Origin of the sequence: Nostoc sp. DedVER02, from assembly GCF_034530675.2 — a bacterium.
In the GTDB taxonomy this organism is placed as follows: domain Bacteria; phylum Cyanobacteriota; class Cyanobacteriia; order Cyanobacteriales; family Nostocaceae; genus Nostoc.
Window position 1 is genome coordinate 1 of record NZ_JAVRCP020000090.1, and the last position, 580, is coordinate 580.

At 51.4% G+C, this 580-nt stretch carries 1 protein-coding gene; it reads right to left on the reverse strand.

The features are described 5' to 3' along the window. Nucleotides 1–580, reverse strand: a 580-nt coding sequence (locus RMZ41_RS31980) for a WD40 repeat domain-containing protein (protein WP_409876337.1), incomplete at both ends; no start/stop codon positions are given.

Here is a 580-nt window from a genome sequence, read left to right on the forward strand (position 1 = left end):
TTGCCTGTGGCGACATCCCAGAGTTTGATAGTGTTGTCAGCACTTGCAGAAGCCAGCCTTTGCCCATCGGGGCTGAATACTACGCTATAGACTTTACTGCTATGCCCAGTCAGGGTTTGCACAGCTTTGCCAGTGGCGACATCCCAGAGTTTGATGGTATTGTCAGCACTTGCAGAAGCCAGCCTTTGCCCATCGGGGCTAAACACCACACTATAAACCCAACCACTATGCCCAGTCAGGGTTTGCACAACTTTTCCTGTAGCGACATCCCAGAGTTTGATGGTGTTGTCAGCACTTGCAGAAGCCAGTTTTTGCCCATCGGGGCTGAACACCACGCTATTAACCCAATTGCTATGTCCAGTCAGAGTTTGTACAACTTTGCCTGTGGCGACATCCCAGAGTTTGATGGTATTGTCAGTACTGGCAGAAGCCAGCCTTTGCCCATCGGGGCTGAACACCACGCTATAAACCCAACCACTATGCCCAGTCAGTGTTTGTACAGGTTTGCCTGTGGCGACATCCCAGAGTTTGATAGTGTTGTCAGCACTTGCAGAAGCCAGCCTTTGCCCATCGGGGCTGA